At 59.2% G+C, this 22213-nt stretch carries 20 protein-coding genes; 5 read left to right on the top strand and 15 right to left on the bottom strand.

Annotated elements, in window-relative coordinates:
• Positions 1-215: 215 nt before the first annotated feature.
• The 4 genes from AC2LD7_RS11915 to AC2LD7_RS11900 all read left to right on the top strand — a co-directional run bounded on the left by AC2LD7_RS11915 (position 216) and on the right by AC2LD7_RS11900 (position 3881).
• Positions 216-1547 carry a TRZ/ATZ family hydrolase gene (locus AC2LD7_RS11915; RefSeq protein ID WP_484597949.1) on the top strand — a complete coding sequence of 444 codons (1332 nt, stop codon included), beginning with the start codon at positions 216-218 and terminating at the stop codon, positions 1545-1547.
• A gap of 150 nt (positions 1548-1697) precedes the next feature.
• Entirely contained in the window at positions 1698-2396 is a 699-nt protein-coding gene (gene ubiG / locus AC2LD7_RS11910; protein WP_484597941.1) for a bifunctional 2-polyprenyl-6-hydroxyphenol methylase/3-demethylubiquinol 3-O-methyltransferase UbiG, read from the top strand.
• A complete protein-coding gene (mupP, locus tag AC2LD7_RS11905) occupies positions 2396-3067 on the top strand; it encodes an N-acetylmuramic acid 6-phosphate phosphatase MupP (protein ID WP_484597940.1) in 672 nt (223 codons plus the stop codon). Before ubiG ends, mupP begins: the two co-directional genes overlap by 1 nt.
• Positions 3068-3140: 73 nt before the next feature.
• A complete protein-coding gene (locus AC2LD7_RS11900) occupies positions 3141-3881 on the top strand; it encodes a YciK family oxidoreductase (protein WP_484597939.1) in 741 nt (246 codons plus the stop codon).
• A 459-nt stretch (positions 3882-4340) separates the two neighbouring features.
• Here the strand turns inward: AC2LD7_RS11900 and rluB are convergent, their stop codons facing one another.
• The 4 genes from rluB to zwf all read right to left on the bottom strand — a co-directional run bounded on the left by rluB (position 4341) and on the right by zwf (position 8485).
• Positions 4341-5507, bottom strand: coding sequence for a 23S rRNA pseudouridine(2605) synthase RluB (rluB, locus tag AC2LD7_RS11895; protein WP_484597938.1), 1167 nt, complete (start codon positions 5505-5507; stop codon positions 4341-4343).
• A gap of 146 nt (positions 5508-5653) precedes the next feature.
• Positions 5654-6298: a bifunctional 4-hydroxy-2-oxoglutarate aldolase/2-dehydro-3-deoxy-phosphogluconate aldolase gene (locus tag AC2LD7_RS11890; protein WP_484597937.1), complete on the bottom strand. Its 645-nt coding sequence runs from the start codon at positions 6296-6298 to the stop codon at positions 5654-5656.
• A gap of 17 nt (positions 6299-6315) precedes the next feature.
• Positions 6316-7029 carry a 6-phosphogluconolactonase gene (gene pgl / locus AC2LD7_RS11885; protein WP_484597936.1) on the bottom strand — a complete coding sequence of 238 codons (714 nt, stop codon included), beginning with the start codon at positions 7027-7029 and terminating at the stop codon, positions 6316-6318.
• The gene (gene zwf / locus AC2LD7_RS11880; protein WP_484597935.1) at positions 7016-8485 is read right to left on the bottom strand and encodes a glucose-6-phosphate dehydrogenase; all 1470 of its coding nucleotides are present in this window, start codon (positions 8483-8485) and stop codon (positions 7016-7018) included. The genes pgl and zwf overlap by 14 nt, the downstream gene beginning before the upstream one ends.
• A 153-nt stretch (positions 8486-8638) precedes the next feature.
• On the opposite strand from zwf, the gene AC2LD7_RS11875 reads away from it, so the two are divergent.
• Positions 8639-9502, top strand: coding sequence for a MurR/RpiR family transcriptional regulator (locus tag AC2LD7_RS11875; RefSeq protein ID WP_484597934.1), 864 nt, complete (start codon positions 8639-8641; stop codon positions 9500-9502).
• Here AC2LD7_RS11875 and AC2LD7_RS11870 read toward each other — a convergent pair whose 3' ends face one another.
• From AC2LD7_RS11870 to edd, 11 genes are all read right to left on the bottom strand, one after another.
• Positions 9503-9694: a DUF1289 domain-containing protein gene (locus tag AC2LD7_RS11870; RefSeq protein ID WP_484597933.1), complete on the bottom strand. Its 192-nt coding sequence runs from the start codon at positions 9692-9694 to the stop codon at positions 9503-9505. It abuts the gene before it with no gap.
• A 96-nt stretch (positions 9695-9790) separates the two neighbouring features.
• Positions 9791-11014, bottom strand: a complete 1224-nt coding sequence (locus AC2LD7_RS11865) for a carbohydrate porin (protein ID WP_484597932.1) — start codon at positions 11012-11014, stop codon at positions 9791-9793.
• Between the two features lie 237 nt (positions 11015-11251).
• Complete coding sequence (locus tag AC2LD7_RS11860; RefSeq protein WP_484597931.1) at positions 11252-12409, bottom strand: ABC transporter ATP-binding protein; 1158 nt, start codon at positions 12407-12409, stop codon at positions 11252-11254.
• A 9-nt stretch (positions 12410-12418) separates the two neighbouring features.
• Positions 12419-13249: a carbohydrate ABC transporter permease gene (locus AC2LD7_RS11855; protein WP_484597930.1), complete on the bottom strand. Its 831-nt coding sequence runs from the start codon at positions 13247-13249 to the stop codon at positions 12419-12421.
• Positions 13242-14150 (bottom strand): carbohydrate ABC transporter permease, encoded by a 909-nt coding sequence (locus AC2LD7_RS11850; RefSeq protein WP_484597929.1) that lies wholly within the window; start codon positions 14148-14150, stop codon positions 13242-13244. The genes AC2LD7_RS11855 and AC2LD7_RS11850 overlap by 8 nt, the downstream gene beginning before the upstream one ends.
• 119 nt (positions 14151-14269) lie before the next feature.
• Positions 14270-15538, bottom strand: coding sequence for an ABC transporter substrate-binding protein (locus tag AC2LD7_RS11845; RefSeq protein WP_484597928.1), 1269 nt, complete (start codon positions 15536-15538; stop codon positions 14270-14272).
• 116 nt (positions 15539-15654) lie between these two features.
• The gene (locus tag AC2LD7_RS11840) at positions 15655-16887 is read right to left on the bottom strand and encodes a D-mannose isomerase (RefSeq protein WP_484597927.1); all 1233 of its coding nucleotides are present in this window, start codon (positions 16885-16887) and stop codon (positions 15655-15657) included.
• A gap of 242 nt (positions 16888-17129) precedes the next feature.
• Complete coding sequence (locus tag AC2LD7_RS11835; RefSeq protein WP_484597926.1) at positions 17130-18590, bottom strand: ATP-binding protein; 1461 nt, start codon at positions 18588-18590, stop codon at positions 17130-17132.
• Positions 18574-19308, bottom strand: coding sequence for a response regulator (locus tag AC2LD7_RS11830; RefSeq protein WP_484597925.1), 735 nt, complete (start codon positions 19306-19308; stop codon positions 18574-18576). Before AC2LD7_RS11830 ends, AC2LD7_RS11835 begins: the two co-directional genes overlap by 17 nt.
• Before the next feature lie 39 nt (positions 19309-19347).
• Positions 19348-20319 carry a glucokinase gene (locus AC2LD7_RS11825; protein WP_484597924.1) on the bottom strand — a complete coding sequence of 324 codons (972 nt, stop codon included), beginning with the start codon at positions 20317-20319 and terminating at the stop codon, positions 19348-19350.
• A complete protein-coding gene (gene edd / locus AC2LD7_RS11820) occupies positions 20316-22145 on the bottom strand; it encodes a phosphogluconate dehydratase (RefSeq protein ID WP_484597923.1) in 1830 nt (609 codons plus the stop codon). Before edd ends, AC2LD7_RS11825 begins: the two co-directional genes overlap by 4 nt.
• Between the last annotated feature and the right edge of the window lie 68 nt (positions 22146-22213).

The raw sequence follows: 22213 nt of genomic DNA, 5'->3' as shown, positions 1-22213 counted from the left end.
CGCCGGAGAAGGTGCGCATTATAAGCACTCAGAACATCACGTCAACGGTTGTTTTGCACTTTTATTGGAGAACCGTGCAAGCGAGGCCTAAGGGCTTATATAGGCAGCACGCTTAGATACCGGCAGCCCAATCCGTAGAGTTTCCTCTGTCACCTTCAAACTGCATTCCACAGGCTTTACACTGGCAGCCTTCCCCGATCAGCCTGATGACCCACATGTCGTACACGCCCGCCGATCCGCTTGACCTACTGCTGCTTCCTAGCTGGCTCGTACCTGTCGAGCCGGCCGGTGTCGTTTTGAAAAACCATGTGCTGGGTGTCCGCAACGGACGCATCGTATTGATTGCACCGCGCGAGGAAGCCACGAAGTACGTAGCAAAGGAGACACGTGATCTTACAGGAATGCTTTTAGCGCCCGGGCTTGTCAATGCGCATGGCCATGCGGCGATGACGCTGTTCCGTGGGCTGGCTGACGACCTACCGATGATGACATGGCTGCATGAGCATATTTGGCCGGCGGAAAGCAAATGGGTCGACGAAGCATTTGTACGTGCAGGCAGCGAACTAGCCATCGCCGAACAGCTACAGAGTGGCATCACCTGCTTTTCCGACATGTACTTCTTTCCAGAAGTTGTCAGTCAACTCGTTCATGACAATGGGATCAGAGCACAGATCACCATTCCGGTATTGGACTTCCCCATTCCTGGCGCGCGAGACGCCAACGAGGCACTCCGCAAAGGCGTAGCGCTGTTCGATGATCTCAAACACCATCCTCGGCTAAGCATCGCCTTCGGCCCACACGCACCGTATTCAGTCGCGGACGATAAGCTGGAAAGTATCCGCACGCTCGTAGCGGAAATGGATATTGGCATTCATATGCATGTCCATGAAACTGCGCACGAAGTGGAAGAGGCCCTCAGCAAGTACGGCGAACGCCCACTCGCGCGACTGGCCCGCCTGCAGCTCCTGGGCCCGCGCTTCCAAGCAGTTCATATGACCCAGATCAATGACGACGACATTACCCTTCTGGTTGAACACAACTGCAACGTGGTTCACTGCCCGGAATCCAATTTAAAGCTGGCGAGCGGCTTCTGTCCGGTCGAGCGCCTATGGGAAGCAGGTATCAACGTCGCGATAGGCACCGATGGTGCCGCCAGTAACAATGACCTCGATCTGCTGGGTGAAACACGAACCGCCGCGCTGCTGGCAAAAGCTGTTGCTGGCTCGGCTACAGCGCTCAGCGCTCACAGGGCGCTCCGCATGGCCACGCTCAACGGTGCTCGCGCGCTTGGGCTGGATGAGCATATTGGCTCGCTGGAGATCGGGAAGTTAGCCGACATGGTGGCGTTCGATTTATCGCGCCTTGCGCAACAGCCTATTTATGATCCGGTATCCCAGCTGATCTACTCCAGCGGCCGAGACTGCGTACGCCATGTATGGGTAGGCGGCAAGCAGCTGCTGGATAACCGACAGCTGACGCGCCTGGATGAGGAGCGCCTTATCGCAACAGCCCAAGAATGGGGAAAGAAGATCGGTTCCAAGCACTGAGCACGAACGCGACCAACCCCATATTCGCCATACCGCGACAAACTGACGTCCACAAAGCGTCTCACCACAGCCCCTTCGTCTGATGGAAGCTGGCAACATGAGCATTTGCGGCTCAAGCTTCTCCCTCAAAGCTTTCAAACGGAACAGATCATGAGCAACGTCGACCATGCCGAAATCGCCAAATTCGAAGCCCTTGCCCACCGCTGGTGGGACCGCGAAAGCGAGTTCAAACCGCTGCACGAGATCAATCCGCTTCGGGTGAACTGGATCGACGAGCACTTCCCGCTGGCTGGCAAGAAGGTTCTGGACGTAGGTTGCGGCGGCGGGATTCTCAGTGAAGCCATGGCCCAGCGCGGCGCCACGGTGACCGGCATCGACATGGGCGAAGCCCCACTTTCGGTTGCCCGACTACACCTGCTCGAATCTGGCCTCGAAATCGATTACCGGCAGATAACTGCAGAAGCGCTTGCCGAAGAGTGTCCCGAGCAGTTCGATGTAGTGACATGCCTGGAGATGCTAGAGCACGTACCCGATCCAGCTTCGGTGATCCGCGCTTGCTACACGATGGTGAAGCCTGGCGGGCAAGTATTTTTTTCCACGATCAACCGCAACCCCAAGGCTTATGCGTTCGCCATCATCGGGGCAGAATATCTGCTGCAACTTCTGCCGCGCGGTACTCATGACTACCGAAAGTTCGTTCGCCCCTCAGAACTCGGCACTTGGAGCCGTGAAGCCGGGCTTGAGGTCAAAGCCATCATTGGCCTGACCTACAACCCACTGACCAAACACTACAAATTATCACCGGACGTAGATGTGAACTACATGATCCAGACGCTGCGGGAGGCCTGATGCGTCTGCACGCTGTTTTATTCGACATGGACGGCACGCTGCTGGACACCGCGCCCGATTTTATTGCCGTCGCACAGGCCATGCGGCTCGCCCGCGGCCTCGATCGTGTTCCGGATCAGCAAGTTCGTGACGTTGTCTCTGGAGGAGCCCGAGCGATGGTGCTCAGTGCCTTCGATGTCGACCCGCTATCGGACAAGTTCGAAACCCTGCGCCTGGAATTCCTGGATCGCTATCAGGACCATTGTGCGGTTAAAAGCCAGCTCTATGACGGCATGGCAGAATTGCTGGCCGATATTGAGCGGGCGAAACTCCTATGGGGCGTAGTGACTAATAAGCCGTTGCGTTTCGCCGAACCAATCATGCACCAGCTAGGCCTTGCATCCCGCTCTGCGGTGCTGATCTGCCCAGATCATGTCAGTAAAAGTAAACCAGATCCGGAGCCGATGCTGCTGGCATGTAGCCAACTGGGTCTCGACCCGGCGACCGTACTGTTCGTAGGTGACGACCTGCGCGACATCGAGTCGGGACGTGCAGCCGGTAGCCGAACGGCTGCGGTGCGCTACGGATATATCCACCCCGACGACAATCCAGACACCTGGGGCGCGGACGTAGTGGTCGATCACCCGCTCGAACTGCGTGCCGTACTGGATCGCGCGTTTGGCAGCTGCTAATTGCCTATAGCTACCCCTTTTTCGATAACAACCGTTGGGCAATCGCCCTCTTCCTGAATAAATGAGGCTTCAGATGTTCGAGTACTCGGCCCGTCCCGACCTGCTAAAGGATCGGATCATCGTGGTGACCGGCGCTGGCCGCGGAATTGGCGAGGCCGCAGCAAAAGCCTACGCAGCCCATGGGGCTACCGTTCTGCTGCTGGGCAAGAATGAAGAAAACCTCAACAGGGTATACGACGAGATCGAAGCCGCCGGTTGGCCGCAACCAGCTGTGATACCGCTCAATCTGGAAACTGCACTGCCGCATCAATACGACGAACTCGCAGCGACGATTGAGCGTGAATTCGGGCGGCTGGACGGCCTGTTGCACAATGCAGGAATCGTCGGCCCGCGTACGCCGATCGAACAGCTGTCCGGCGATAACTTCATGCGAGTAATGCAGGTGAATGTCAACGCAGCCTTTATGCTCACCAGCACGCTGTTGCCCCTGCTCAAATTGTCAGCCGATGCTTCCGTGATATTCACATCGAGCAGCGTCGGACGGAAAGGTCGAGCCTACTGGGGCGGCTATGCAGTATCGAAGTTCGCCACGGAAGGACTTATGCAGGTACTGGCGGACGAACTCGACGGTGTAAGCTCCGTGCGCAGCAACAGCGTCAACCCAGGCGCGACCCGCACGGATATGCGCGCAAAGGCCTATCCGGGCGAGAACCCGGTCGTCAATCCGCTACCGCAGGAGATCCTGCCGGTTTACCTGTATCTCATGGGGCCGGATAGCATGGGCGTTAATGGACAGGCACTAGACGCCCAATAACTCATCACATGCACCGACTCAAGCAGAGCAACACAGCTATGGACACGCGGGCGACGTAATACTCTAAGCAGTCGCTTACTGCTTTAAAAAGCAACTGCGCAACGTCAATATGTGTTCCGGTTCGGTGGCAAGGTGTTTGTCCTGGTGCTGTCAAACACCGGTCCATAGGTGGCAACTACCGTCGACGAGCGCATCAGAATCCCGATCAAAAACCACCCATTTCTGGTCGAATAAACAGGCACGATTGTTCGCCAGCCTCGGTTGTGCAACATATCAGCGGTGCGAATCGCCGGAAGACCGCTGCACCATGCGGATCAAGCGCTTACGAAGCAAAGCGCGGGGGCCGCAACCGTATGCGCACCGCCTAAACTGTCCCAACCCCTCGAACAGAACAGCACAAATGAAAAAGGCGAGGCCATTACCGGCCTCGCCTTTTTCATTGCATTACGCTTTGATTCGTCATGGACGCTTGGAGCGATCGCCACGACCGAAGCCGGGACGTTGTCCCTCGCTGGCCGGCGGGCCATTGCGCTTGGCCGGCGATGGCTTGCCGCCTGCACCTGCTTCAGGACGCTTGCCTCGGTCACGGCCTGCCGCATTCGGCCGTTCCGCCACTGGTGTACCACGGCTCGGCTTGCTGCGCTCGTCAGCATCACGCGGCTTGCGTGGCGGCCGTTCATGATCACCGCGTGCCGCGCGACCCTTGCTACCCTCATTCGACGCATCAGCATCATGGGCCGAGCGAAGCACTCTAGGGCGGCGGTCGCCACGCCCGATGGGCTTGGCCACCTTACGCTGCATACGATCGAGTTTGTCCTTGGTCTTTGCCTTCATCCCCGGCAGAGCCACCGGCTTGAGGCCGACCTCTTCGCTGAGGATGTCGACTTCGCTTTGGGACATCTCGCGCCAGCGCCCCATTGGTAGATCGGAGGTCATGAATACCGGACCGAACCGCACACGTTTCAGCCGGCTGACTACCAATCCCTGGGATTCCCAAAGACGGCGGACCTCGCGGTTACGGCCTTCCATCACCACACAGTGATACCAATGGTTAAAGCCTTCCCCACCCGGTGCTTCCTGAATATCGGTAAAGCGTGCCGGACCGTCTTCGAGCATGACACCGGTTTTCAGACGCTCGATCATCTCGTCGTCGACTTCACCGCGTACCCGCACCGCATACTCACGATCCATCTCGTACGAAGGATGCATCAGACGGTTCGCCAGTTCGCCATCGGTAGTGAACAACAGCAAACCGGTGGTGTTGATGTCGAGCCGCCCGATGTTGATCCAACGGCCTTCCTTCGGGCGAGGCAAGCGATCAAATACAGTCGGGCGACCTTCGGGGTCGTCACGGGTACAGATTTCGCCGTCGGGCTTGTTGTAGATCAGCACGCGGCGCACCACTTCAGCGGCCTCTTCGCGCTTGAGCAGGCGCCCATCGACTGCAATAGCGTCATGCAGATCGACACGCTGGCCAAGTGTCGCGACGGTACCGTTGACCTTGACCCGGCCAGCGGCAATCCAGCTCTCCACGTCACGCCGCGAAGCCAGGCCGATACGGGCCAGGACTTTCTGCAGTTTTTCGCCGTGGGCAATATGAGGGGTTGTATCTTCGTGTTCGGTCATCTGAGCACCTCCCGGTGTGGCAGTTCCGATAGAAAGGTCGCGCACTATACGCGTAACGGTTCGCCGAAGCACTAAGGAGGTTAGCAGCCTGAACAGAGCCGCGCGCGGTTAGCTTACACGCGCGACGAAACCTGCTTTTCTCAGCCTTAGACCAACGCAGCCAGAGCTTCCGCTGTGGCCTGTTGAATACTTGCCCAGTCATTATTCTTCAGTGCGTTCGCGTCAATCATCCAGGTACCGCCGACACACATGACGCTGGGAAGTGCTAGGTATTGCGAGGCGTTAGCTGCATTGACTCCTCCGGTCGGGCAGAAGCGCACATCGGCGAAAGGTCCACCGAGCGCCTTGATCGCGGCGACGCCGCCACACACCTCGGCCGGGAACAGCTTGAAGCGGCGATAACCGAGCGCATAGCCGCGCATGATGTCCGATGCATTGCTAATGCCGGCCAGCAACGGAACCGAACAGTTCACCCCGGCTTGTAGCAGCTCATCCGTGCAACCGGGCGAGACGATGAACTGGGCGCCAGCCGCCTCGACCTCATCCATCATGCGCTTGTCGAGAACCGTACCGGCACCTACACAAAGCTCGGGTCGCTCTTGACGCAAACGGCGGATAGCGGTGAGTCCATGCTTCGAGCGCAGGGTAATTTCCAACGCCTTCAGTCCGCCTGCGGCAAGTGCATCGGCCAGCGGCAGGATTTGATCCTCGCTGCCAATGGTGATTACCGGAAGGATGCGAGCTTCGGTACAGATCTTTTCGATCAGCGCGTTTTTCTGATCCATGGTCATGGAAAATTCCTCGGGCCTCACGGGCACCAGTAAATCTCTAATGGGGAACGCAGGAATGCGCGAATGGGCATCTGCATCGTTTCGAGCCGCATCGCCTGACGCAGGGTTTCCAGCTTGGCCGTTCCCTGGATTGCCAGGCATTGAACCCGGGCAGACGCCAGCAGCGAGTAGGTCATGGTGATGCGCTGCTCCGGGCTGGTGGGCGCCAGCATCGGCAGGCAATAGTCGGTTCCGTTGGCATCGAGCCCCCGCGCCAGCAGCGGGCTATTCGGAAACAACGAGGCGGTATGGCCATCGTTGCCCATGCCGAGCACCAGTACATCGATAGGCTGCTTGACGCCATCCATCTGGCCATTTGCCAACTTTGCCGCCTGCTCCAGCGTTTCAGCTGGCTGATAAAGGCCGAGTAGTTGCGCGTCGGCAGCCGCGTTCTGCAGCAAGTGGCGACGCAGTAAGCCTTCGTTGCTGTCAGCATCGGTCACATCGACCCAGCGCTCATCAGCGAGGCTGACCTGCACCTTCGCCCAGTCCAGATGACGGGTCGACAGCGCCTCAAGAAATGCGATCGGGCTGCGTCCACCCGACACTACTAAACTAGCGCTGCCATGTGAGTTCACAGCGTAATCCAGGGCCCTCGCGACCCGCTCGGCCAACGCTTGTGCCAGTTGCTCGGGGCCGGCAAGGCTATAGCCAACCACCCCCGACGGCAGATCAAGCTCAGAGATCGCCATACCAGGACCTCCCATCACGCGTGATCAAGGCAATGGAAGCTACCGGGCCCCAGGATCCGGCGGGATAGGCTTTGGGCGCGTCACCGATACGCGACCAGCCATCTATGAGTTGGTCGCACCATTTCCAGGCGTATTCGATCTCGTCCTTGCGTACGAACAGATTCTGATTGCCCTGCATCACCTCAAGCAGCAAACGCTCATAGGCATCAGGAATCCGCGAGCTCTTATAAGTCTCGGAGAAATTCAATTGCAAAGGACCGCTACGAAGATGCATGCCTTTATCGAGCCCCTGCTCCTTCGTCATCACTTGCAGCGAGATGCCTTCGTCCGGTTGCAGACGAATAATCAGGCGGTTGCTGATCAATGAACGCTGCTCCGGCGCAAAGATATAGAACGGCGGCTCCTTGAAATGGATAACGATCTGCGAAACCTTTTCGCCCATACGCTTGCCAGTCCGCAGATAGAAGGGCACACCGGACCAACGCCAATTGCAGATATCGGCCCGCAGCGCGACGAACGTTTCTGTGCTGCTTTCGGCGTTGGAATTTTCTTCTTCCAGATAACCCGGAACCGCCTTGCCACCCACCGAACCGGCAACGTACTGGCCGCGGACCACCTGCTGGCTGAGCCGCTCCGGCGTGATCGGCGCCAACGCCTTGAGCACTTTGACTTTCTCGTCGCGGATACTGTCGGCAGTGAGGTCGCTGGGCGGGTCCATCGCGATCAGACACAACAGCTGAAGCAAGTGATTTTGGATCATGTCGCGCAACTGCCCAGCCTGATCGAAATAGCCCCATCGCCCTTCGATGCCGACGGTCTCCGCGACGGTGATCTCCACATGGGAAATGTGATGCTGATTCCACTGGGTCTCGAACAGGCTGTTGGCAAAGCGCAGCGCGATCAGGTTCTGTACCGTCTCTTTGCCAAGGTAGTGGTCGATTCGGTAAATACGCGTCTCGGGAAAATATTGCGCCACCGCGTCGTTGACTACTCGTGAAGACTCAAGGTCGTGACCGATCGGCTTTTCCAGCACGACGCGTGTCTGCTCAGCCAATCCGGCCACAGCGAGATGTTCACAGATCGATCCGTAAACCGACGCAGGCGTGGCGAAATAGGCGATCAGCGGCATGTCAGGGGAGACTACTTGCGCCAGCGCTGCATAATCTTCGGCGTTGCGGAAATCCATGGTCAGGTACCGTAGCCGCGCCTGAAACCGCAGGAGCGCTGTGTCGTCCAGCTGTGCAGCAGGAACATAACGACGTAGCGCCTGGTCGATCCGCTCGAGATGAGTCGAAGGCTCACCCTGGTCGCGTGAAAGGGCCAAAATGCGCGTATCGCTATTGAGCAGCCCCGCACGCTCGAGCTGGTAAAGTGCCGGAAACAGCTTGCGCAGCGCCAGATCACCCAAGGCGCCGAATAAAGCAAAGTTGGTTGCGTCAACAGAAATAGCAGGCATGATTTTTTTATTAACCAAATTAGACTGCGTTACAGGTTTATCTGCGCAGTTTAAGCACAATATGTTGTTATTAAAACAACATATTCCGATTTTCTCGCATTCCGAATTCGCTACGATGAGCAGCCACGGGCGCGAGCCCTTGAAGGAAGAGACATGGATCGCATGAAAAATCTCTTGGAACAGATAAAAAATAGACTCGATGACCTAAACAAGGCGGAGAGAAAGGTCGCCGAAGTCATTCTGCGCAACCCCCAGGAAGCGACCCGCTACAGCATCGCGGCGTTGGCTCAAGCGGCCAAGGTCAGCGAGCCGACGGTGAATCGATTCTGTCGTTCCTTTGGTGCTGCAGGCTATCCGGCGCTGAAAATCCAGCTAGCGCAGAGCCTGGCCAGCGGTGCTGCTTATGTCAGCCGTGCGGTCGAGGCGAACGATGGCCCCGAGGCATATACGAGAAAAATTTTTGGCAGCGCCATCGCCTCACTCGACAGTGCCTGCCGCGCAATCGATCCACAGATGGTGAGCCATGCGGTGGACTTGATGATTCAGGCCCGCCAGATTCATTTCTTCGGACTGGGCGCATCGGCATCCGTGGCGCTGGATGCTCAGCACAAGTTTTTCCGATTCAACCTGCCGGTGACCGCGCATGTGGATGTATTGATGCAGCGGATGCTCGCGTCGGTGGCGCATACCGGTGATCTGTTCGTGATCATTTCCTATACCGGTCGTACCCGAGAATTGGTGGAAGCAGCAACGATTGCTCGTGACAACGGCGCTTCCGTGTTGGGGCTGACGGCAGCGGACTCGCCACTCGCCAGGGTTTGCACGCTGAGCCTGGATATTCCACTGCCGGAAGATACCGACATCTATATGCCGATGACCTCGCGAATCATTCAATTGACGGTACTCGACGCATTGGCCGCAGGAGTGACGCTGCGGCGCGGCGTCGATTTCCAACCGCATCTGCGAAAGATAAAGGAAAGCCTGATGGCGACCCGCTACCCAACCGAAGACAACTGATCACTTCTTTTTCTTCTTCGCCTTACCCAGCGTCTTGAGTCGCTGGGCGGCCACTTCGTTGACCGCCTTGCGCTCCTTGTTTTTCATGCCTTTCCAGGCTTTCATCTCGTCCCGACTTCGACCGCAGCCGATGCAGATATCGTCCTTGAGTTTGCAAACGCTGATGCACGGATTCTTCGCCTTGTCGCCCAAATAACCACCTCCGGTTCAGCTGGGGCTCTACCGCTTACCGCTCAGTAGAGGCCCTCGTCGCCTGGAGGTTCTAACGGAATTAGGCTATCGGCTCGATCAATCCCACCAGTATTCGACCTGCACACCGAAGTTGGAGCCATGCTGGGCGTTATCGAACGCACCGGTATCGGACAAAGCGCTCCCGGCCGCCATCAGATTCGCCGCTTGTTGTGCAGCGTCGTTCCATTGGGCGTAGGTGTAATACAGCCGAAATTCCGGGCGGGCCCAAAATTCCGGACCCGCCGGCGACCAGGTCGGCGCTACGGTGAACTTGGTCAGTTTACGTGTGCCTTCTGGCGCATCGATCTGATCATGACCCAGCTCGGCGACCAGCTTGAACTGTTCGGTCAGCGCGTATACCGGACGGACACCGACCGAGATCCAATCCTGATCGCCGCCGTCCTCACGCTTATCCTTCTGATAGACCGCCTGGAACTGACCGCCGAAACGCGGCGTCACCTGCCAATCGAAATATTCCACTACACGCCAGCTCGTGTCGCTGCTGCCCAATGTGACATCGCCGGTGTAGCCCAGCCCGGTCCCCGGCCCCTCACCATATTGCACGGTAAAGGTGTTACTGCCGCCGAGAAAGCCGATCTGTTTGTGCTGGGCAGTAACCGACCAGCCGCTGTGGGCGTCTTCGCGATCCGGCTCATCGATATAACTGACGCCGAATTCGAGTTCGCCGCCAGGGTTGCTGTCGAAGCCGCCAACGTTGAAGTCGTGACGATTGATGTAATTTTCTTGGAACACATTGTCCTTGCGCGAGAAAGCATAGCTGTACTTCAACCCGCCAATTTCCACGTCTTCGATACCGGCACCGGTTGCGCTCTGGTTCCAGTAGTAAAAGTCGGAAATATGAATGTCGTTCCGCTTGTAGTAGCGTCGCCCTGCCCAAAACGAGCCGTTATTCAGCGCCGGCACCTTGCTCCACTCGGCGTAGGCCTGCACTAACCGGGCCCAGCCATGATCACCGGTGAATTTAGGCGTGTGATCGTATTCGTTGTACAGCGCAGCCATGCCCTCGACACTTAGCACCGAACCGTCGTCAAGCGTGAACAAATCTTGGCGTAGACCCAACTCTGCATATTGCTCGCACTCATTGCCCAATCGGAACTTGGACGGTGCACCAGACAGCTGGAAACAGCTCTGCGAATCGCTGCCGCTCGATTCTCCAATGCCGCTACGTACGTAGCCGTTGAAATCCAGTGCCTGAACGGTGAACGGCATGGCGAGACTGGCCAGCGACACCGCGAGGCCCAGGCGTGTGGTTTTTTTCATATCCGCTCCAATTAGCTCTTATTGTTGTTACTGCCGTTGGATCGAGCCCATAAAAAAGCTCTCCTTCCGATCCGCAAGCCAGCATCAAGCGTGCTGCGGTTCGATTTTTTGCAGCCCAAGGTGTTCGCCTCAAGCCCCTGAAAAACCAGGGTTATCAATAACATTCAGACGGCTATTGCGCCGGTACGCTGATGTCTCGCGACCAAGCCTTTTCCCACACCGATCCGCTGACTTCATTCAGCGGGCAACCAGCCGCGTGACCGTTCCGTTGCAACCCGTCGAACCGTTGCCGGGCGTTACGCCCAAACGCTCGCCGGTCTGGGCATCGAACAGCAGCACCTTGTCGGGCTCGAACTGCAACATCAGGCTCTCGCCCGGGCTGGGCGCTGCATCCGGTGCCAAGCGACAGCAAACCTTGGTCTGATTGAGGCTGACAAAAATCATCGTATCCGGGCCTGTCGGCTCGATGACCTGCACCTCGGCTCGCAACGACGGCAGGCTGCCCTGTTCTCCGACGCTGATCTGCTCGGGCCTGATCCCAAGAAGCACTTCGCGCCCGTCCAGCGAGTCGACATCCGTCAGGTTCAGCGGCAGTTCGCAGCGATCCTGACCACTTTCGAGCAGGGCCCGCCAGCCACCCGCCTCACGATTCAGGCGCAGCGGGATGAAGTTCATCGGCGGCGACCCGATAAAGCTCGCGACGAACAGATTGGCCGGGTTGTTGTAGATCTCTTTCGGCGTGCCGAACTGCTGGACGATGCCGTCCTTCATTACCGCCACCTTGTCACCAAGCGTCATCGCCTCGATCTGATCGTGCGTGACGTAGACGGTGGTGGTCTTCAGCCGCTGGTGCATCAGTTTGATTTCGGTGCGCATTTCCACCCGTAACTTGGCGTCGAGGTTGGATAGCGGCTCGTCGAACAGGTAGATCTTCGGACGCCGCGCCAATGCCCGCCCCATGGCGACACGCTGTTGCTGGCCACCGGACAGTTGCGAAGGCTTGCGCCCCAGCAGATGTTCGATTTGCAGCAGCTTGGCCACCCGCGACACTTCTTCTTCGATCTTTGCCGCCGGCACCTTGCGCATCTTCAAACCGAAGGCGATGTTGTCGTGCACTGTCATCGTCGGGTACAGCGCGTAGGACTGAAACACCATCGCGATGTCGCGATCCTTCGGGCTGGCGGAACTGATGTCAGCGCCGTCGACGCGAATCTCTCCGCCGGTGATTTCTTCCAGCCCGGCAATGCAGTTCATCAAGGTGGATTTTCCGCAACCCGAAGGGCCGACGAGAATCAGAAACTCGCCGTCATCGATCTTCAGGTCGATGTCCTTCAGCGTTTCATGAGCGCTTCCGGGATAGCTTTTGCGGACGTTGCAGAGTTCGAGTGCAGCCATGGTCGTCTCCTAACCTTTGACCGCGCCGGCCGTGAGCCCGCGCAGGAAATATTTGCCGGCGAGGATGTACACCACCAGCGTTGGCAGCCCGGCGATCATTGCCGCAGCCATATCGACGTTGTATTCCTTGGCGCCGGTGCTGGTGTTGACCAGATTGTTCAGCGCCACGGTGATGGGCTGGGCGTCGCCGCTGGCGAACACCACGCCGAAGAGGAAATCGTTCCAGATCTGAGTGAACTGCCAAATCAGGCAGACCATGATGATCGGCGTCGACATGGGCAGCAGGACTCGCCCGAAGATGGTGAAGAAACCCGCACCGTCCAGGCGCGCTGCACGGACCAAAGCATTTGGCACGCTCACGTAGTAGTTGCGGAAAAACAGCGTGGTGAAGGCGATCCCGTAGACCACATGCACCAGCACCAGGCCGGCCGTGGTATTGGCCAGACCGAACTTGCCGAGGGTGAACGAGGCTGGCAGCAGCACGGTCTGGAACGGCAGGAAGCAGCCGAACAGCAACAGCCCGAAGAACAGCTGTGAGCCGCGAAAGCGCCACATCGACAGGACATAGCCATTCAGTGCGCCAATTGCCGTCGAGATCAGCACCGCGGGTACGGCGATTTTCACCGAGTTCCAGAAGAAACCGTCGACCACGCCCCAGGCCTTAACCCAGCCGATCACGGTGAACGCCTCAGGCCAGGACAACAGGTTGCCGGTGCGGATATCGTCGGGCGTCTTGAAGCTGGTCAGCAACATCACCACCAGCGGCACCAGGTACAACACGACCGCCAGCAGCAGCGTGGCGTGGATAGCAAGCCGGCTCGGGCTGAATGTTCTAGTCATGGCGCTTGCCCCGCAGTTCCGAGTAGAGGTACGGCACCAGAACCGCCAGGATCGCGCCCAGCATCATCATCGCGCTGGCCGAGCCGATGCCCATTTGGCCGCGGCTGAACGTGAAGTTGTACATGAACATCGCGGGCAGGTCGGAGGCGTAACCGGGCCCTCCCCCGGTCATGGCCGCCACCAGATCGAAACTCTTGATGGCGATGTGAGCGAGGATCATCACCGCGCTGAAGAACACCGGCCGAAGGCTCGGCAGGATGATGCGCATGTAAATGCTCGGCAGGCTGGCGCCATCGATCTGCGCGGCACGTACGATGGATTGGTCGACGCCGCGAAGGCCAGCGAGAAAGAGCGCCATGACGAAGCCGGAGGCCTGCCATACCGCCGCGATCACAAGGCAATAAACGACGCGGTCCGGGTCGACCAGCCAGTCGAAGCGAAAACCTTCCCAGCCCCAGTCACGCAACATCTTGTCGATGCCAAGACCAGGATTGAGCAACCACTGCCAGGCGGTCCCGGTGACGATCATCGACAATGCCATCGGGTACAGGTAGACGGTCCGGATGAAGCCTTCACGGCGGATGCGCTGATCCAACAGCACCGCCAGAAACACGCCGATCACTAGGCTGACGCCGATGAACAGACCGCCGAATACCAGCAGGTTCTGGCTCGCCACCCACCAGCGGTCGTTCTCCATCAGGCGGGCGTATTGTTGCAAGCCGACCCACTTGTAGCTGGGCATGAAACTGGAGTTGGTGAAGGACAGCACCAGTGTCCAGAGGATGTAGCCATAAAAGCCGACCAAGACCACCAGCATGGTCGGCGCCAGCACCAGCTTGGGTAGCCAGCGCTGCAGCGCATCCAGGGGTGAGGCCTTGGTCATTACCGTCGCGACACTCATCGGGCATTACCAGTCAGAAGTGAAATCCGGGCCAAACGCTCCCTACGACAAGTCCGCAGTCCTGTCGCGAGGAGCTTTGACGAAGGAGAAAGGGCCGCGGAATAACGGCCCTGATCAGCCTATTGGGCGGACTTGATCGCCGCGTAGAGCTGCGCCCCAGCTTTGCTCGGATCGGCGCTCTTCTCGCTCATGAAGTTGGTCACCACATCGAAGATGGCGCCTTGCACCGCCAGGTTGGTGGCCATGCTATGCGCCATGCTCGGCTCCAAATGGCCGTTCTTGTCGGCTTCCTTGAAGTCCTTCATCGACGCTTGTGCGCAGCTGTCGAACTTGCTCATGTCCAAGTCGGGGCGCACCGGAATCGAACCCTTGTTCTGGTTGAACACATACTGGAATTCGGGCTCCAGAGCGATCCGAGCCAAGGCATGCTGCGCCGCGACGTCGCCTTCGTCCTTGAGCTTGAACATGGCGATGGAATCGATGTTGTAGGTGTAGCTGCCAGCAGTGCCGGGCATCGGTACGCACTGATAGTCCTTGCCTGCCACCTTGCCGGCGGCCGTCCATTCGCTTTTCGCCCAGTCACCCATGATCTGCATCCCGGCCTTGCCATCGATCACTTGCGCAGTGGCGAGGTTCCAGTCACGGCCGGCGCGATTGTCGTCCATGTAGGTGGAAAGCTTCTTCAGCGCGGTAAACACTTCGGTCATCTGCGGGCTGGTAAGGGTCGCCTCGTCATGCTCGACGAATGCCTTGTGGTAGCCCTCAGGCCCCATGATGCCCAACACCAGGCCTTCGAAAACGGTGCTGTCCTGCCACGGCTGACCACCGTGGGCCAATGGCACGAAGCCGGCAGCCTTGAGCTTGTCACCCGCGGCATAGAGTTCTTCGAGAGTGGTGGGCGCCTTGTCGATCCCGGCCTTCTCGAACACCTTCGGATTGATCCACAGCCAGTTGACGCGGTGGATGTTCACCGGCACCGCGACATAGTGGCCATCGTATTTCATGGTGTCGGATACGGTCTTTGACAGCAGCTCATCCCAGTTATTGGCCTCGGCCACTTCATCGAGCGGGCTCAGCAGGTCGAGAGCGCCCCACTCCTGCAGATCGGGGCCCTTGATTTGCGCTGCGCCCGGTGGATTACCGGATACCACGCGGGTTTTCAATACGGTCATGGCTGCGGAGCCTGCGCCCCCGGCGACGGCGCCATCCTTCCAGGTGTAGCCAGCCTCGTTGACCAGGTCGCGCAGGACATTTACCGCGGCGGCTTCTCCACCGGACGTCCACCAGTGGACGACTTCGACAGTGCCCTTGGAATCAGCAGCCAGTGCCGAGAGGGGAAACAAAGAGGCGAGAGAAACAACAGTGGCGAGGCGAGTTATCGCGTTCATTTGAATACCTTTTCTTGTTGTTATGCATGCAAGCATGAAGCTTGCGCTGCATTGGATTCTAAGTTGGGTAAATATCTTTAGACGTAACGAAGGGATGCGTATGTGTCACCGCCTCGTTACACAGCGGCCAGCGCCGTCGCCAGGCTCGGCGTCAGTGGCAGGCGCGGTAACAACACGGCCTGGTAGGCGTGATAAAGATCGGGTTTTCCCGGCCAGATGCTACTCGCCGGCCGGTTTTCGCTATCGAGCTCATGGTGCCAGCTGCCGTTTTGCAGATCGATGAAGTGACTCGCGGAGAATTCCCAGAAACAGCGGTACCAGCTTTCATAAACCGACTCCCCCGTGCGTCTGAGCAGCGCCGCGGCCGCTGCACTGGCTTCGGCGTGTACCCAATGCAAGCGTGCATGCACCACCGGCCGGCTCGCCCAATCGAGGGTATAAACCAGCCCAGGAGCACCGTCTGCGCGCCAGGCATCACGGCTGGCCTTCGCGAACAACCCGCAGGCGTCGTCCAGCAACCATCCCGGCGCAGCGAGCCCGGCATGTTCCAAGGCGGCTTCCAGGTTCAGCAGCAGACGCGCCCACTCGAAACTATGGCCCGGCGTGCTGCCGTAGGGGCGAAACGGGTCGGCGCGATTACCGTCGTTATAGTCCGCCAGCGCCCGCCACTCGCGATCGAAATGCTCGACCACCACATGCCCACTTGCCGCTGCATGACCATGGATCAGTCGCTCCGCGATGCGCAGGGCGCGCAGCAGCCACACCGTGTTGCCAGTGACGTCGGCCAGCGCGAGAAAGGCCTCGGTAGCGTGCATGTTGCTGTTGGCGCCCCGGTATGCCTCTTCCTGCTGCCAGTCGCGGCTCAGGCTTTCACGCAAGGCACCCTCCCCTTCGCTCCAGAAGTGAGTCTCGAGGACAGCGATCGCCTCGTCCAGCAAGGCCCGAGCCGCAGGCCGGCCAGCAACCACCGCGGAACTGGCCGCGAGGGCAACGAAGGCATGCAGGTACGCCGACTTGTCTCCGGTGCGCGTTGCATCGGCGAACCAGCCGCCGAATTCGGCATCGTGCAAGGTGCCTTGCAGCGCGGCGAGTCCGTGGTCGACCAGCCCGGCGTATCCGGGAATACCCTGAATATGCGCAAGGGAAAAACAATGGGTCATGCGCGTCGTGTGAATCAACTCAGCGCAGGCGTGCTCCGGGAGATGCCCGCTCGCATCGAGTGCGGCGAATCCTTGGTCGACTCGCGAAGCCCGGGCGAACGGCAGCAGGCGCATGCCTTCGTCAGCGAGCCAGGCCAAATGAGCGGGTTTCTGAAGCCAGCTGTCTGGGTGTAACGCAGCGGTTCTCATTGTTTTTTGTTCCATGCAGACGGGTGTCTCGTCGCTGATCCGCCATCGGCATGAGCGGACAGCGTGGCGACGGTGAGCATTCACGATGACGTTCGGGCCGCGCAAAGGAGGAAGCGTGAAGCGCGGGTGGTTGGCGCGCCCCTGAGCGATTGCCAGCTCAGCGTCCCGTTGCCGGAGTCTAGCGGGCGCTCGGAACCAGCCGGGTAACGAAACTGCCCGCCTTCGTCACAAGACCGTGACATTCACTCGAGCTTGCGGGGCAGACGCAATGTCACACGAAGCCCGCCCTCTTGCAGATTGCAAAGGCTGATTTCGCCGCCATGGCTGTGGGCAATATTGCGTGCGATACCGAGCCCGAGACCGTAACCGGGCTGCTTGGCTGCCAGGCGGAAGTTTGGCTCGAATACCTGCTTCAGCCAGGCCTCTGGCACGCCTGGGCCTTCGTCATCAACGTGCAGGACGAAGACGTCCTTATCGTCTTCGATAAACAGATGCGCCCGCTCGCCATATTTCAATGCATTGTCCAACAGGTTACCGATGCAACGTTTGAGCGCCAGCGGCTTGCCGGCGTACGGCGCGAGCGCTCCGCCCTGGACCGTTACGCGACCGTTGCCAGCGGGTGCCAGGTAAGGTTCGGTGACGCAATCGAGCAGCAAATTGAGATCGAGCGGTTCGATGTTTTCGTGAATATCGGTGTCCTTCACGCACTGCAGGGCACCTTTGACCAGCAGCTCCAGCTCGTCGAGGTCCCGGCTGAATTTCCTTTGCAGCGTATCGTCATCCAAGAGTTCAACGCGCAGCCGCAGCCGGGTTATCGGGGTTCGCAAATCATGGGAAATCGCACTGAACAATTGGCTACGCTCGGTCAAGTAGCGACCGATGCGTTCACGCATGCTGTTGAATGCCCGACTGACCTCGACCACCTCGCTACCGCCCGCCTCCGGCAGCAATTCCACCTCGCTACCCAGCGACATTTCTCGCGCCGCACGCGCCAACTGCTTGAGTGGACGGCTCTGCCAGTGAACGAGGATGCCGATGAACAACAGCAGAAAGCTGGTGGTGAGAAAGATGAACCAGAGTTGCTGATTAGGGATTCCTTGATCCTCGAGGCTGACATAGGGCGCCGGCATCAGCGAGGCGAGATAGAGCCACTCGTCAGGCGCGATCTGGATCTGCGTCACCAGCACGGGCGGATTCAGCGGTTCCAGGCTCAATGCGTAATGTGCCCAGGATCGCGGTAGCTCGTCGAGCTTCAGCCCGCCATTGAAAATGCGCAGGTCGTCCGGGCTGACAAAGTTGACCGACATATCGACATCCTTGCCAAGACGATCACGCAGCACCTCATCAACTTCCGCCAGCACCGCCTGCTTGCGCTCGGTCGGAGGAAGTATCTGCATCTCGAGAGGCTTGTCGTTCAGCGACACGAAAAAGCGCGTGCCGCCCATGCTGCGCAGCTGGTCGAGTACCAGCGGCCGGTAGCCCAGCGGCAAGGAACGGAAATAGCTGACGCTGGCGGACATCGAATGCGCCAGGCTACGAGCGCTGGTCAACAGGCCCTCCATCTGACTCGCGCGCAGTTGCGACACCCAGATGAAACTCGACAGCGCCTGCGCCAGCAGCACGACCAGCAAAGTCAGAAACAACATTCGGCCGAGCAGCGAGCGCGGCACGAGCAGCCATCTGCGCTTAACCGATCGTGTCATGGTGCGGCGAGACTTGGGCAGCGAGCAGATAACCGCTGCCACGCACGGTACGAATCAACCGCGGGCATTTACCGGTGTCGCGCAGCCGTTGGCGCAGGCGACTGACAGCCATATCGACGATGCGCTCGAGCGGCATCACCTCGCGGCCACGGGTGGCGTTGCCAATGGTGTCGCGATCGAGGATCTGTTGCGGATGATCGAGGAACAGCTTGAGCAGGGCAAAGTCGGCACCGGACAGCAGCACTTCTTCGCCGTCCTGATGAAATAGCCGGTGACTGACCATGTCCAGGCGCCACTCGTCGAACGCGCGCACATCGCTGCCGCGTTCCTGGCCAAAATTCACTCGGCGCAGCAACGCTTTGATCCTCGCCAGCAGTTCGCGAGGGCTGAAAGGCTTGCCCAGATAATCATCCGCGCCCAGTTCCAGGCCGATGACGCGATCCGCCTCGTCCGAGCTGGCGGTGAGCATGATGATTGGCATCTGTGCCAGGCGCTGATGGCCTCGCACCCAACGACAAAGGTTGAAGCCATCCTCGTCAGGCAGCATCACGTCCAGGATCACCAGATCCGCCGGATCGCTGGTCATGGCCTCGCGAAACTGTGCGCCGTCCGCAACGGTGCGCACCTGAAAGCCGGATCGGCTGAGATAGGTTTCTAGCAGTTCGCGAATGTCCTGGTCGTCATCGACCAGCAGAATCGATCTTCCAGCCTGGCTCACCTGGCGTCCTTTCTCTTGTTTTAATGTGTTTCGAGCGGGTCAGTGCTCGCTGGACGCGCCCTCCAGCAACTGCTGTAGCGCAACGCCCGCGCCTTCCAGCCCAGGGTACTCAGCTGTCACCACCCAGACCGGAACATTGTCAAAATACCGGCTCATCCCGCCCTTGTCGCGAAAACTCTGGCTAAACCCGCTGCGCATGAAGAATTCGACGAAGCGCGGCACTATCCCCCCAGCAATGTAGACGCCGCCTTGCGCGCCTGTGGTCAACACGTTGTCGCCAGCAGTCCGACCGAGCCAGACGCAAAATTGTTCCAACACGGCCGCTGCGTAGGCATCGCCTGCCAATGCCGCCGCGGTCACTTCGGCCGGCGTGGTCAGTTTCAACGGCTCGCCGTCCAATGCGCAACTGGTTCGATAGAGCTCCAACAGCCCGCCGCCGCTAAGGATCGCTTCGGCGTTCACATGGCCGAATTGGTTATGCAGCCGAGCCCACAATGCCGCCTCGCGCGCCGTCCCGATCGGCAGGCAGATATGCCCGCCCTCGCCCGGCAGGGCCCGCCAACCGCCGCCCTGCAAAGGCAGCAGCGTAGCGACTCCCAGTCCAGTTCCAGGCCCGATGACCAAGCGCGCGCGATCGGGTTCGGATTGCCCTTGGCAGACTTCAATCAATTCACCTTCACGCAATCGCGTCATGCCCAGCGCCATGGCGGTGAAGTCATTGATCAGCAACAGATCGCTCAGCCCAAGGTCCTTGCAGAAGGCCTTGCGGCTCAGGCGCCAGTGATTGTTGGTAAATATGAACTCATCGCCGGAGACCGGCCCGGCACAGGCGAGGCAAACTGCATGCAATTCGTCTACGCCCTGTCCTACGCCGTGCAGATACGCACGGATGGCATCTTCCGGACGCGGATAATCGATCGTCGGTAACACCCGTACCGACTCGATTTGCTGACCGCGCCACAGCGCGAAACGCGCATTGGTCCCACCAATATCACCAACCAGTGCCGTCACTTGAGCGCCTCCAGACCCTCGGTAAATACGCTCGCGCCATGCTCGGCCGGACTGAACGCCGCACGCAGGAAGCCGAACAGCTCGCGACCGCAGCCGATGCCAAGATCACTCGGCGCCATCACTCGCTCGCGGCGATCGAACTCGGCCTGATCGACCAGCACGCGCAGTTCGCCCGTTTCGCCGTCGACGCGGATGACATCTCCGTCGCGCACTCGGCACAGGGGGCCACCGTCGAGCGCTTCGGGGCAGACGTGGATCGCTGCCGGCACCTTGCCAGATGCGCCGGACATACGTCCGTCAGTGACCAAAGCCACCTTGTAGCCGCGATCCTGCAACACGCCGAGGAACGGTGTCAGTTTGTGCAGCTCAGGCATGCCGTTGGCTTTGGGTCCTTGGAAACGCACCACGGCCACGAAATCTTTCTCCAATTCGCCATTCTTGAAGGCCTGCGCGAGTTCACTCTGGTCGCTGAAGACGCGCGCCGGCGCCTCAACCACGCGATGCTCCGGAGCGACGGCCGAAACCTTGGTCACGCCGCGGCCGAGATTTCCCTCCAGCACACGCAACCCGCCTTCCGGCGAAAACGCTCGCTCAACAGGACGCAGGATCGCCTCGTCGAGGCTGTTCGCCGGACCTTCTTTCCAAACCAGAGCATCACCTTCGAGGAACGGTTCCTGGGTATAGCGCCGCAGTCCTTGTCCCATGACTGTATAAACGTCCTCATGCAACAGGCCCGCATCGAGCAACGTGCGAACCATGAACGGCACGCCACCGCACGCGTGGAAATGGTTCACATCAGCCTGTCCATTCGGATAGACCTTCGCCAGCGTCGGCGTCACGGCGGAAATGTCCGCCATGTCCTGCCAGGTCAGTTGGATACCGGCGGCCTGGGCAAATGCCGGAATGTGCAAGGTGTGATTGGTCGAACCGCCTGTTGCGTTCAGCGCCACCACCGAATTGATGATCGCTTTTTCATCGACGATCTTGCACATAGGCAGGTAATTGCCGGATTGCGGCGTCAGGCGGGCAACCTGACGTGCCGCCTCACGGGTCAGTTCGTCGCGCAGCGGGGTGTAGGGATTGACGAACGAGGAACCCGGCAGGTGCAGGCCCATGATTTCCATCACCACCTGGTTGGTGTTCGCCGTGCCGTAAAACGTACATGTGCCGGGGCTGTGATAGGAAAGCATTTCCGATTCCAGCAACTCTTCTCGGCTGGCCTTGCCTTCCGCGTAGCGCTGACGAACTTCGGCTTTCTGCTTGTTCGGAATACCTGATGGCATCGGCCCACCCGGCACGAACACGGCCGGCAGATGACCGAAGCGCAACGCGCCGATCATCAGGCCCGGAATGATCTTGTCGCAGATACCTAGATAAAGAGCCGCATCAAACATGTTGTGTGACAGCGCGATGGCTGTCGCCATGGCGATCACCTCACGGCTGGCCAGGCTCAGCTCCATCCCCGCCTCGCCCTGCGTTACGCCGTCGCACATGGCCGGCACTCCACCGGCGAACTGCCCGATCGAGCCGACATCACGCAACGCCTGTTTGATGATTTCAGGAAAATGCTCGTACGGCTGGTGTGCCGACAGCATATCGTTGTAAGCCGAAACGATCGCCACGTTGGCCTCGTTCATCAGGCGCAGCTGCTGCTTGTCACTGGCAGAAGCACAACCCGCCACACCGTGAGCGAAGTTGGCACACTGCAACCTGCCACGCTGGGGCCCGTCGCTCGCCGCGGCGGCCATCTGGGCAAGGTAGCGCTGCCGCGTCGGCCGGCTGCGCTCGATCAAACGTTCAGTCACTTCTTGAATCCGCGGGTGCATGCCAATCACTCCTGTCTGAATATGTAGTTTTACCAACAAAACAATGTCTATTTGGGCTTGATTTCTAT

This window comes from Stutzerimonas sp. (assembly GCF_982611455.1).
The sequence above is the reverse complement of the archived record's forward strand: the minus strand, read 5'-3'. Positions and strand labels throughout refer to the sequence as shown.